This window comes from Anaeromyxobacter dehalogenans 2CP-C, assembly GCF_000013385.1.
In the GTDB taxonomy this organism is placed as follows: domain Bacteria; phylum Myxococcota; class Myxococcia; order Myxococcales; family Anaeromyxobacteraceae; genus Anaeromyxobacter; species Anaeromyxobacter dehalogenans_B.
In genome coordinates this window covers 1,623,406-1,635,395 of record NC_007760.1, presented here as the reverse complement: position 1 = coordinate 1,635,395, position 11,990 = coordinate 1,623,406, and the positions used below count along the sequence as shown (strand labels likewise).

Below are 11,990 nucleotides of genomic sequence, written 5' to 3'. Positions count from 1 at the left end.
CCGGCGGCGATGCCGGTCAGGAGGGCCGCGCGACGGGCGCGGGGCGGCGGGTCACCAGGAGCATCGCGAGCAGCACCGCGATGCCGCCCAGCGTGAGCGCGGCGTCGGTGAGGAGCACGCCGCGCGCCTCGGCGATCCCGAGCGTCCGGTGCAGCCAGGCGCCGCCGAGGCCGTCGGCGGCGGTGACGTAGCTGATGGCGAGGTTGGCGGAGGCGTTGAAGAGCGCGTACTTCGTGGCGGTCGCGGCCGAGAGGCCCACCATCTCGAGCACCATCCCGGCCCAGGTGGCGAACGCGATCCCGCCGGCGAACAGGTACGTGAACGTGCCCCAGGCGTAGGTCCACTCCGTCATGGGCGCGGCCGCCATCGCCACGGCGCAGAGCGCGGTCAGCCCGCCGGAGGCGGCGTACGCGACCCGCCGGCTCATCCGGTCGGCGAGGACCCCGCCCAGCAGCGCGCCCACCGCGCTGGCGATGCCGCCGCCGACGCCGTTCGCCATCCCGACCAGCCGCGCACTCGCGCCGTACTGCTCGGAGATGCCGGTGAACAGGTTGGACATCGCCTGGCAGCCGACCGGCGCGAGGCAGATGACGAGGCCGGTGAACCCCTCGCGGCTGCGCACGGTGGACCAGAGGTCGCGCAGCATCGCCCCGAGGTGCCGGACGGTGGCCCGGGCCAGGCCGTGCGCCGCCTTCACCGCCGGGTCCACCAGGCGCGGCTCGACGATGCGGAGCGCGAACGCGGCGCCGGCGAGCACGAGGACCGCCAGCGTCAGCCCGGCCGCGCGCGGGGAGACCGCGTCCGACACCAGGATCGCCACGGCGCCGAGCAGCCCGGTGCTGCCGACGTTCGAGGCCATGGCGAACCCGCCCACCTTGCCCTTGTCGGCGAACCGGGTGGTCGTGGCCATGAGCGCGTTGTTGGCGGCGTGGCCGGTGGTGGCCGCCGCCTGCAGCGCGGTGAGCAGCGCCGCGAACAGCGGCAGGTTCGCGAGCGGGTCCGGGAGCGCCGAGATCACCGCCAGCAGCGCGGCGGTGAGGGCGGCCATGGCGAGGTACCAGACCTTGCGGTACGCGCCCAGGTCGAGCACCGGGATCCACAGCAGCTTGAACGCGTGCGCCAGGTTCGCGCCGGCCGCCACCGTCGCGATGGCCTCGATGGAGAAGCCGCGCCGCTCCATCCAGAACGGCACGCCCAGCGAGAGGTAGCCGACCGCCGCGCCGAACGGGAAGTCGAGGAACAGGAAGATCCAGGGCGGGGTCGGCTTCGCGGGATCGGCCGGGGCGGTGCCGGCGGGCGGGGTGGTCACGGCGGCGGATTCTAGCGGCTCGCGGCCGGGGCGCTACCGTCCGCCGCGGGCCAGCCACGCGCCGACCTGGGCGGTGGTCCGCTCGCGCAGCTCCACGTCCTGGCGGAGCCGCTCCAGCGTCTGCGCGATGGCCTGGCGCGCCTCCTCCACCGGGTGGGCGGCCAGGAACGCCTCGGCGTCCTCCAGCTCCCGCCGCTCGACCAGCGCCCCCAGCCCCTCCACCACGCGGCGCAGCAGCATGGGCGCGCCCTGCACGCGCGCGAGCAGCGCGCCCCACTCGCCCCGCAGCCGGGCCCAGTACGGCCCGCGCGCGGTCCGGTTCGCGAGCAGCGCGGCCGAGTACGAGGCCACGTCCTGCAGCGGGACCTCCTCGCCGCCCAGCAGCACCTCGATGCCGCGGGCGGCCAGCACCGGGTCCTCGAACGCCGCCTGCGCGAGCAGGTAGCGGCGGCGGAAGGCGGGGTCGGCCTCCTTGCGGAACAGCGCCTGGAACGCGTCGAAGCGCGCCGCGTCGCCGTCGCGCGCCACCATGGCCACGAGCGCGTCGTGCAGGTTCGGCTCCACCGCGGCGCGGTCGCCGGCGAGCCAGCGATCGAGCCGGGCGCGGGCCTCCTGCGCCGGCCCGGGCGCGCGGCCCACCAGCCCGAGCGCGCGCACGGCGGCGGCGCGGCGGAGCCGCACCGTGTCCGGCTCGCCGCGCGCCGCGTCCCAGCCGGTCGCGGCGAGCTGCGGCGCGAACAGGCGCGCCACGAAGCCCTGCAGCGCCGGACGGTCCGCGTCCGCCACCAGCCGGTGCTCCACCGTGGCGAGCCGCGCCACCAGCTCGTCGAGGACCGCGTGGTCCTCCTCGCCGGCGAAGCCGGCGCACAGGTCGAGGAACGCCCCGATCTCGCGCGCGCCCGACCGCACCAGCGCCCACTCGTCGGAGAGGAGCTGGATCCGCTCCGCCGGCGCGAGCGCCGCCAGGTTGCGGCCCAGCGCCGCGAGCCCGGCGGCGTCGTACCGCACGCGGAAGAAGCCGGTGGCCCCCGCGTTCGCGCACAGCCAGTCCGGCTCGCCGTCGCCGGCGAGCGCCACCTCGGCGGTCCGGCCGCGCAGCAGCACCCGCTGCTCGGTCACCTTGCCACCCTGCCCCACCCGCAGGACCAGCGGCACCGGCCACTCGGCGGCCGGCTCCGCGCCGGCCCGCGCCGGGTCCGACCAGAACCGCTGCTGCTCGAGGCGCAGCGTGCGGCCGGCGCGCGACACCGTGACGAGCGGGAAGCCGGGCTGGCGGATCCAGGCGTTCGCGAGCTCGACCACCGGCTCGCGCGAGGCCTCGGCGAGTGCGCCCCACAGGTCGTCCGCCACCGCGTTCGCGCGGGCGTGGCGGCGCATGTACAGCCGGATGCCGTCGCGGAAGCGCTCCTCGCCGAGGTAGCCCTCGATCATGCGGAGCACCGCCCCGCCCTTCTCGTAGGTGATGAGGTCGAACGCCTCGCCGGCCTCGGCGACGTTGTTCACGTCGGCGCGGATCGGGTGCGTCGAGCGGAGCGCGTCGAGGTGCATCGCCGCGGCCTTGCCCTGGTCGAACTCCAGCCACACCCGCCAGCCCGGGTTCCAGGCGTCCACGATCTTGAACGCCATCCAGGTGGCGAACGCCTCGTTGAGCCAGAGGTCGTCCCACCACGTCATGGTCACCCAGTTGCCGAACCACTGGTGCGCCAGCTCGTGCGTCACCACCTCGGCCACCCGCTTCTTCTGCGCCAGCGAGGCGGTGGCCGGGTCGAGCAGCAGCGCCACCTCGCGGTACGTGACGAGGCCCGCGTTCTCCATCGCGCCCGCCTCGAACTCGGGCAGGCCGGCCTGGTCGAGCTTGCCGAACGCGTACGGCACGCCGAAGTAGTCCTCGAGCCGCGGCAGCACCTCCACCGCCACGTCCTGGCCGAAGCCGGTGAGGCCGAGCTTCTCCGGCGAGGCCCACGTCCGCACCGGGGTCCCGCGCACCGTGACCTCGGGCAGCGCCTCCAGCCGGCCCACCACCAGCGCCACGAGATAGGTGGGCAGCGGCGGGGTCTCGGCGAAGCGCACGCGCTTGACTGCGCCGGCCTCGACCTCGAGCTCCTCCAGCGCCTCCGGCCGCCCGTTGGAGAGCACCACCGCGTCGCGGGGGGCCTCGACCGTGAGCCGCCACGGCGCCTTGAAGCCGGGCTCGTCGAGGCACGGGAACACCCGGCGCGCGTCGGCGGCCTCGAACTGCGTCGCGGCGAGCCCGGGGCCGGCCAGGTACAGGCCGCGCAGGCCGTTGACGATGGCGCCCGCGAACTCGAGTTCGAGCACGGCCGGGCCCGCCGGCACCGGCGCGTCGAAGGAGAGCACCGCCGTCTCGCTCGCCGTCGCCAGCCGCACCGCCGCCTCGTGGCGTCGCGCGCCCGCGGTGAGCGCGGCGGAGGGGATCTCCAGGGCGGCCGCGTGCAGCACCAGCTCGGACGCCGGGGCGGCGAGCACGAGCCCGATCCGGATCCTGCCGGTGAAGCGCCTGCCGTCCAGGTCCACCGCCAGGCTCGCCTCGTAGGCGGTCGGGCGGACGGTGGTGGGCAGGCGGAAGTTGCGGTCGTCGGTCGGGTGCGCCATCTCGTCTCCGGTGCGTGAATCCCGGCCGGCAGCATGCGGCCCGGGGCGGGGCCGGGGCAACGAGAAGATGCGGCTCCCCCCGGCGTGGCTGGCCGGTGCGGCCGGGACCCGGGGCCGGGCCGCACGCTCCGTCCGGCGCCGCCCCGCGGCCGAGGGCCCCCGCCCCGCCGCCTTGACCGGTTCCCCCGCACGGTGTTCCGTCGAGCGCATGCGCGCCATGGTCCTCGTCCGCCCCGGCGCCCCGCTCGCCGCGGCGGAGCTCCCCGATCCCGTCCCCGGCCCCGGCGAGCTCCGGCTGCGCGTCGGCGCCTGCGGCGTGTGCCGGACCGACCTGCACGTCGCCGACGGCGAGCTGCCGGACCCGAAGCTGCCGCTGGTGCTCGGCCACGAGATCGTGGGGCGGGTGGATCGGGTCGGGCCCGGCGTCACCCGGTTCAAGGCCGGCGACCGGATCGGCGTGCCGTGGCTCGGCTGGACGTGCGGCCGCTGCGCGGCCTGCCGGAGCGGCCGCGAGAACCTGTGCAGCGCGGCGCGGTTCACCGGCTACCACCTCGACGGCGGCTACGCCGAGCTGGCGGTGGCGGACGCGCGCTACGCGTTCGCCATCCCGGGCGACTACGAGGACGCGGACGCGGCGCCTCTGCTCTGCGCCGGCCTCATCGGGCACCGCGCCTGGGCGCCGGTGCGCGGCGCGCAGCGGCTCGGCCTCTACGGCTTCGGGGCCGCGGCGCACCTGGTGGTGCAGCTCGCGCGGCACGCCGGGCAGCGCGTCTTCGCGTTCACCCGCGCCGGGGACGCGGAGGCGCAGGCGTTCGCGCTGCAGCTCGGGGCCGAGTGGGCCGGCGCCTCGGGCGAGGTGCCGCCGGAGCCGCTCGACGCGGCCATCCTGTTCGCGCCGGTGGGCGCGCTCGTCCCCATCGCGCTGCGCGACGTGGTGCCCGGCGGCACGGTGGTCTGCGCGGGCATCCACATGAGCGACATCCCCTCCTTCCCGTACGCGCTGCTCTGGGGCGAGCGGACGCTCCGCTCGGTCGCGAACCTCACCCGCGCCGACGGGGACGCGCTGCTCGCGCTCGCGCCCGAGGTCCCGCTCCGCACCGAGGTCGTCCCGTATCCGCTGGAGCGGGCCAACGACGCGCTCGCGGACCTCCGCGCCGGCAGGCTGCGGGGGGCGGCGGTGCTGGTGCCGTGAGCGGCCGCGCCCGCGTACACGCTCGGTGATCCCGGGGCGCCCGCCGGATCGCCCGCCCCCTCGCCGCTCCGCCGGAACCTCGAAGGGGGCTGGCCGGTCCCGTTGTGCCGGCGGCGCAGCGCGTTAGCTTGATTACAGAATCGACAGGCCGCCGCACCCCTGAGGGCGGCAGGCCAGCGAGCGAGGGCGCCATGACCGAGTCCGTTCACGCCGGCGACGAGATCCGCCGTTCCCGCGAGGTGGCCGAGGCTTCCCGCGAGGCCGAGTGGCGCGGGGCCGGGTTCCTGCGCGACCTGTTCCTCGGCCGCTTCCGCGTCGGGCTCATCCACCCGTACCCGCTGCCCGGCGAGGAGCGGCCCGAGTTCGCCCGCTGGTACCGGACGTTCGAGCAGTTCCTGCGCGAGCAGGTGGACCCGGTCGCCATCGACGAGACCGGCGAGTACCCGCCGCACGTGATGGAGGGCCTGCGCAAGCTCGGCGCCTTCGGGATGAAGATCCCGGTGGAGTACGGCGGCCTCGGGTTCGACCAGGTCGAGTACGGGAAGGTGATGGCGCTCCTCGGGAGCTGGGACGCCAACCTGACCGCGCTGCTGTCGGCGCACCAGTCGATCGGCGTCCCGCAGCCGCTGAAGCTGTTCGGCTCGGACGCCCTGAAGCACAAGTACCTGCCGCGCATCGCGAAGGGCGCCGTGAGCGCGTTCGCGCTCACCGAGGCCAACGTCGGCTCCGACCCGGCCCGCCTCGCCACCACCGCCGAGCGGTCGCCGGACGGCACGCACTACGTGCTGAACGGCGCGAAGCTCTGGTGCACGAACGGCACCATCGCCGAGCTGCTGGTGGTGATGGCGCGCGACCCGCGGACCGACGCCATCAGCGCGTTCGTGGTGGAGACGTCCTGGCCCGGCGTGGAGGTGACGCACCGCTGCCGCTTCATGGGCCTGCGCGCCATCGCGAACGCCGCGCTGCGCTTCACCGACGTGAAGGTCCCCGCCGAGAACCTCATCGGCAAGGAGGGGCGCGGGCTCAAGATCGCGCTCACCACGCTCAACACCGGCCGGCTCTCGCTCCCCGCCGCGGTCGCCGGCGGCGTGAAGAACGCGCTCGCGCTGTCGCGCACCTGGGCCGCCGCGCGCGTGCAGTGGGGCCAGGAGATCGGCAAGCACGAGGCCATCACGCACAAGCTCGCCGACATGGCGTCCACCGCGTACGCGATGGAGGCCGTCTCCGACCTGGCGCAGTCGCTCGCCGATCACGAGGGCTACGACATCCGGCTCGAGGCCGCGGCGGCCAAGGAGTGGAACACCGTCCAGGCGTGGCGGCTCATCGACGAGACCATGCAGATCCGCGGCGGCCGCGGGTACGAGACCGAGCGCTCGCTCGCCGCGCGCGGCGAGACGCCGGTCGGCGTGGAGCGCTGGATGCGCGACGCGCGCATCAACCTCATCTTCGAGGGCTCCTCGGAGATCATGCACCTGTTCATGGCGCGCGAGGCGGTGGACAAGCACCTGCAGGTCGCCGGCGCGCTCATCGACCCGAAGGTCCCCGTCGGGAAGAAGCTCGCCACGCTGCCGAAGGTCGGCGCGTTCTACGCCACCTGGTACCTCGGCCTGTGGCTGCGCGGCCTGGTCGCCCCGCGCTACGGCGGCTTCGGCCGGCTCGCGCGCCACCTGCGCTTCGTCGAGCGCTCGAGCCGCAAGCTCGCGCGCGAGATCTTCCACTCGATGGTGGTGTTCCGCGCCGCCGCCGAGCGCAAGCAGGCGTTCCTGTTCCGGCTGGTGGACATCGCGAACGAGCTGTTCGCCATGTCCGCGAGCGTCGCCCGCGCCGACGCGCTCCGGCGCGAAGGCCGCCCCGAGGCCGCCGGCGCGACGCGGCTCGCCGATCAGTTCTGCCTGCGCAGCCGTCGCAAGGTGCGCGCGCTGTTCGACGCGCTCTGGCACAACGACGACGCCGCCGCGTACGCCGTCGGCCGCGAGGTGCTGGACGGCGAGCACGCCTGGCTCGAGCAGGGCGCCATGAGCCTCGACCTCACCGTCGAGGTGCTGCGGCCCAAGGTCCCGTCCCGCACCGCGCCTGCCGCCCCCGCGCCGGCCTCGGGTCCCGCGCGCCCGGCGGTGCCGGCGGAGGCGGACCCGGTCTGACAGCGCCGCCCGTTCGCGTGGAGCCCCGCTGCGGCGCACGCTGGCGCCCTGCCTCCTTCAGCACGCGGCGGGCGCTGCGCGGTTTCCTGCGTCTGCGCCGCGCCGGTGCGGTCCCGTCCAGACCTCCCCGCCCAGCAGCCACACCAGCTCCCCCGGCGCGCGCCCCAGCACCGAGAGGAAGCCGCCGTGGATGCAGCGCAGGTGGTGGAACGCGCAGAGGCCCACCAGGTTCTCCGGGTCGTCGCTGCCGCCGTGCGAGCGGAAGTCGATGTGGTGCGCGTGCGCCGCGTGCCGGCTGCACCCTGGCACCTGGCACCAGCCCGAGTCCCGCTCGCGGATGCGCCGCGAGCGCGTCGGTGAGCGCCCCGGCGCATCGCCCCAGGTCGCGAGGAAGTGGAACGCGATGACCGCCAGGCACGTTCCGGTGGAGAGCCCGGGCCCGTGCCGATCCCGGACCGAGGCGATGGCCGCCGCGAGCAGCACCCCGACCCCGCGCGGCAGCAAGGCGACCAGCTTTCCCCGCGCACGCAGCTGCCCCTCGCGCTCGCCCTCCACCTCGCGGCGGAGCGCGACGCAGGTCGCCGCCAGCGCCCGCGCGATCCAAAGCGCGATCTCGGACTCCTCCAGCCGCGCCAGCACCCGCAGCTTCTCGTAGGAGACGCCGCGCCGGCGCGCGTCCTCCAGGGCGGGCGACGCCGCCAGCCGGGCCTCCAGCGCCACCCGCTGCTCGACCGTCCGTGCCGGCAGCCCCAGCCGCTCCTCCACGTACTCCCGGAAGCTGCCGTAGCCGGCGAGCCGGTGCATCCCGCTCCGCTTCACCGCGTACCCGCACAGCCCGATCATCCGCTCCCATCCCGCGCGGCACTCCGCCAGCGCGCGAAGGCGCGCGTCGAGCTCCCGTGCGGTCACGCCATCGTCGAGGGAGAGGTCTGGCGCGGCCAGTGCCGGGACTTCCGGCAACTCCGCCCACCCGTCCGGCCCCAGGCTCGCCGTGGCGCCCCGCCGCGTCGACTCGGGGCCTCGCGCCCGAAACCCCGGACCCAGCGGGCGCGCGTCGTCTGCATCCGGATCGCCCGGATGCTCCGCCAGGTACTCCTGGGCCAGCGCCTCGAGCTGCTCGATGCGGCTCGATCCCGGCTCCAGCTCCCGGGCGAGGGAGAGCGCCTCGTCCAGCACGCGCCGCTCGTCCGGCGGCAGCTGCGTGCGCAGCTCGACCCACGCCTCGTCATCGTCACCATCGAACGCATCGCCCGGCGCGTCGCCCCGCGCCGGCGCCGCGCGGACCGCCGCCTCGAGCGTCCGGACCGTCTCCACGCCGGCGCGCTCGACCCACGCCGCCTCCGCGTCGCCCACCGCGACCGGCAGGATCGTCTCCGCCGCCCGGAGCCGGACCCGCCCCGAGCGCAGCGCCTCGCGGAGCAGCGGCCGCTCGCGCAGGCCCGCGCCCAGCCGCGCCAGGTTCTCGGCCGCGCGCTTCCCAAGGTCGAGCGCCTCGCGGGCATAGTCGTCGAGATGGCAGCCCAGCGCCGCCAGCCGGTCGCCTTGGCGCAGCGCCGCGAGCCCCTCCGCCAGCTCGACGTCGAGGCAGCCGCGCATCCGCGCCGCCCAGACGAGGAGGTGCTCGCCCGCGTCCCCCTCGAGCTCGCCCCCGCGAAACCAGGCCTCGATCTCGGCGAGCGTGAACGGCGGCAGCTCGACCCGCGGCGGCGCGTGGCCTGCCAACGCCGCGTCCAGCGCGGCGGCGTCCAATCCGGCGGTGACGAGCGCGGCGTCCATTGCGCGGATCATTGCGCAATGGTCTGACACTCTCGGTCATGGACCTGCTCACGAGTGGCGGCTCGGATGGGGCACGAGGCGTGGCGAGAGCGTGCGCGCCAGGATCACCGTCCATGCCCGCTCTGACCAAACACCCGGTACCTGCTCCCCTACTCCAGGATCTCAGACTCGGTATGAGCCCACGTTTATTGTGTCGGCGGTCAGGATGGCTGGGACCCCTGGCCTACGCGAACCATCCCGAAATCTCCCTGCTCCGGCGAGGCCCCGGACGCCAGCAACGTCGTGGTAGAGCCCGGGTGGCCCACCCTCTGCTGCCTCACACCGCTGCTCGGGCTTCTCGGGCTCGCGGGACGGGGAGCGTTTTCGGGACGAGCGCGAGCCGCGCGCGAATCGTCAACTCGAGCGCCAAGCCCCGCTCCCGGACACCACGATGCAAGGCATACGCGCACGGGCCGCATCGTCGGAGCGGCGCGCCTTGGATGCTGGCCAGCGCATGGCCGCGCTGGGGGCCCTCACTGACGTTGCGCCGGAGACCTTAACCGTGCGGCGATTGCCCCTACGCTCCAAGGAACGAAGGCCCACCATAGCGAGCCGAGAACGCCGTGAACAAAGTAGGGCAAGTAGACCTTCACATCTAAGGCCCTGAACCACCCTTGCCCCGCTACGAGATACAACATGCTCACCGGGAAATCGACGATGGCGAACAACGCCCACAGCAACGAGGCTTGGCCCTCCGACGAAAGGTTGATGTACGCGGCGACAGCGAGAACGAGGGCGAGGTGCACCGCGCCTGTTGCGAGGCCAACCGAGTATCGCTGAATACTCGCGTTCACTGTGAGCACCGCCAGTCGTCGTTATCGTCAGGCCCCGGGTCACGGGACTCACGTTGTTGCCGTCGTCCTGCGCGGTCTTGCCATCCGTCCCGTCAGGCCCACACCAGTTTCCGCAAATCGGGTTTTTACCGGTACGGTCCGTGTACAGCAACTGATTCTGGTTCGCGTAGCCGTACCAATCCACGCCGTAGCGCGTGTTGAAGAACCCGCGCGAGGCAATCGGGTCCAACTCAGATACCTACCCACCTCCGGCAGATACCACCGGTTCCAGCTGTAGTATGGCCTCTGGAGCCCCACGCTTCCCAGCAGCCGCTCATCGTACTGCCCCGGCAGCCGCAGGTTCGTCACGACCGTTGGCACGGTGGCGGGGAGCGTGCGCGCCAGGATCACCGTCCACGCCGCTCTGACCAAGCACCCGGTGCCTGGCTCCCCTACTCCAGGGCGCCGAGCACCACTGCGTCGAGCATCCTGCCGCTCTGCTTGGGCTCGACGTTCCTCAGAACGGCGCCGTTCTTCGCGGTGACCTTTGACCTCTTCGGCACCTCGGCCTTCGGCACGGCGACCCAGACCTGACCCTTCTCCGTCTCCAACCGCAGCAGGATGTACGGCGCCGCATCGACCCGCTCCACGACGGTACCGGTGATGGTCGCGTACGGGCCCGTGAGCGGCGGGGCGGTGGGGGAGGTACAGGAGACGAGGGTCAGGGCGAGAAGGGCGGCGGCCGCGACGCGCCAGGGACCGCTCCAGAATGGTTCCGATTACACAGGGAAGAGCATTAGGCATACGACCCCCGCCGCGCACAAGCTTGGTACCACGGCCCCCGCCCAACTCAGCGCGCCACGACTCGGCACGCTTCCCGAGGCCCTGAACCAACCCCACCAGCCAAACACCGTGAGAAGGGCAAACTTGTAAATTGCGATGAGGTGCCACCAGCCGCCAGCCTCGGGAACACGTACCCCTAGCAGCACGGGCGCGACAACTGCGCACCCGACAAGCGCAGCCAACGAGGCTCGCCGCGCGGACCTCGGGCCGCCGCGCGGCCCCTGGGTCGGGGTTCCCTGGGTCGGGGTTCCAGGGACGGTTATAAGCGCCGCCGCGAGCGGGGGGAATGCCCGGCGCGCCTCATGCGCCAAGACGCGCCGCGCTCGACCACCAACCAGGGGTCGGTGCGGCCATAGGCCAAGTGACCCCCAACCTGGAGCGGCGGCGCATCATCGAACCGCGTGAGACCATCCCGGAGGAGTTCTACACCGGTTTCCGTGAGGCGGAACCCAGGCCCCGTTTCGTCGGTGCCCTCGGGTGCTCGTTCGATGAACATCCCTCGACGGTGCTGCGACCAATGCCAGACGCGACTGACCGGAAGGTCCCCAAAGATGTTCACGAAGCGAGACAATGGTGAGCTTAGGCTGCGGAATAGCTCCGGGTAAACGCGCCAGGCTTTCGAGGAGAGCGCGCCCAGGATGGCCTCATCGAGGCGAGAGAGCCTGGAGCGCGAGCGCGTCCCCTCGCGCGGCAGGAGGTCGGCATAGTGCCGCAACGCCGAACCCAGCCGTGGCAACACAGCGGGGTGCGAAGACCGTAATTGCTCAATCGCGGCTGCCGACTGGCAGTAGGACCGCCACACCCTCAGCGCACCTGCTTTCCACTTCGGTGACATCGGCGCAGCGCGCTCAACGGCCTCGTTGAGGTCGGTCTCGTCTATCCATGCAACCGGCTGCTTCGGCGCCCGTGGGCGTCCAATGAGCACCCGCTCCTCTGCAACACCGATTCGATGAAGTGCATCGGCCGCCCAGCACCCGAACAACATTTCGCGCCAGTGACCGGATACCCACAGACATACCCGGAAGTCATCCGCCAATACCGACAGACGCCTGCCCAATTCGTCCGCGCTGAACACGTGCGTATCCGCCCGTTCGGTTCGGTCTTGCGACAGCCAACGCCCTCCGGGGCCGCCCTCAGCTTCTGCCTGCCAGAAACGACGACGGAGCAGTGCATGACGAATCGGAGACAGTGAGCACGGTCCGTAGGTAAGGTCGTCGACCACCCCGATGACTTCGCCCGCGCTGGCGGCCTTCACGGATGCTTCGGCCATCGCCCCCTGGACGAGATGGACCAGCTTCATGCAG

General features: G+C 73.4%; 7 protein-coding genes. 2 read left to right on the top strand and 5 right to left on the bottom strand.

Translation table 11 applies throughout. The features are described from left to right. Positions 1–16 precede the first annotated feature (16 nt). Entirely contained in the window at positions 17–1,309 is a 1,293-nt protein-coding gene (locus ADEH_RS07335) for an MFS transporter (protein ID WP_011420476.1), read from the bottom strand. Between the two features lie 33 nt (positions 1,310–1,342). Further along, positions 1,343–3,922: a M1 family metallopeptidase gene (locus ADEH_RS07330; protein WP_011420475.1), complete on the bottom strand. Its 2,580-nt coding sequence runs from the start codon at positions 3,920–3,922 to the stop codon at positions 1,343–1,345. Positions 3,923–4,130: 208 nt separating this feature from the next. On the opposite strand from ADEH_RS07330, the gene ADEH_RS07325 reads away from it, so the two are divergent. Both ADEH_RS07325 and ADEH_RS07320 read left to right on the top strand, forming a co-directional pair. Then, entirely contained in the window at positions 4,131–5,114 is a 984-nt protein-coding gene (locus ADEH_RS07325; protein ID WP_011420474.1) for a zinc-dependent alcohol dehydrogenase family protein, read from the top strand. A gap of 191 nt (positions 5,115–5,305) precedes the next feature. Next, entirely contained in the window at positions 5,306–7,255 is a 1,950-nt protein-coding gene (locus ADEH_RS07320) for an acyl-CoA dehydrogenase family protein (protein WP_011420473.1), read from the top strand. A gap of 57 nt (positions 7,256–7,312) precedes the next feature. Here ADEH_RS07320 and ADEH_RS07315 read toward each other — a convergent pair whose 3' ends face one another. The 3 genes from ADEH_RS07315 to ADEH_RS23070 form a co-directional block, all read right to left on the bottom strand. Then, positions 7,313–9,031 (bottom strand): HNH endonuclease signature motif containing protein, encoded by a 1,719-nt coding sequence (locus ADEH_RS07315; RefSeq protein WP_041453390.1) that lies wholly within the window; start codon positions 9,029–9,031, stop codon positions 7,313–7,315. Between the two features lie 1,264 nt (positions 9,032–10,295). After that, positions 10,296–10,493 carry a hypothetical protein gene (locus ADEH_RS07305; RefSeq protein ID WP_011420470.1) on the bottom strand — a complete coding sequence of 66 codons (198 nt, stop codon included), beginning with the start codon at positions 10,491–10,493 and terminating at the stop codon, positions 10,296–10,298. A 452-nt stretch (positions 10,494–10,945) separates the two neighbouring features. Beyond that, positions 10,946–11,986: a hypothetical protein gene (locus ADEH_RS23070; protein ID WP_011420469.1), complete on the bottom strand. Its 1,041-nt coding sequence runs from the start codon at positions 11,984–11,986 to the stop codon at positions 10,946–10,948. Positions 11,987–11,990 lie beyond the last annotated feature (4 nt).

Bases quoted from the DNA above. Each gene is read 5' to 3' on its own strand.
- ADEH_RS23070 (WP_011420469.1), bottom strand. From the start codon at position 11,986: ATGAAGCTGGTCCATCTCGTCCAGGGGGCGATGGCCGAAGCATCCGTG.
- ADEH_RS07315 (WP_041453390.1), bottom strand. From the start codon at position 9,031: ATGGACGCCGCGCTCGTCACCGCCGGATTGGACGCCGCCGCGCTGGAC.
- ADEH_RS07330 (WP_011420475.1), bottom strand. From the start codon at position 3,922: ATGGCGCACCCGACCGACGACCGCAACTTCCGCCTGCCCACCACCGTC.
- ADEH_RS07325 (WP_011420474.1), top strand. From the start codon at position 4,131: ATGCGCGCCATGGTCCTCGTCCGCCCCGGCGCCCCGCTCGCCGCGGCG.
- ADEH_RS07320 (WP_011420473.1), top strand. From the start codon at position 5,306: ATGACCGAGTCCGTTCACGCCGGCGACGAGATCCGCCGTTCCCGCGAG.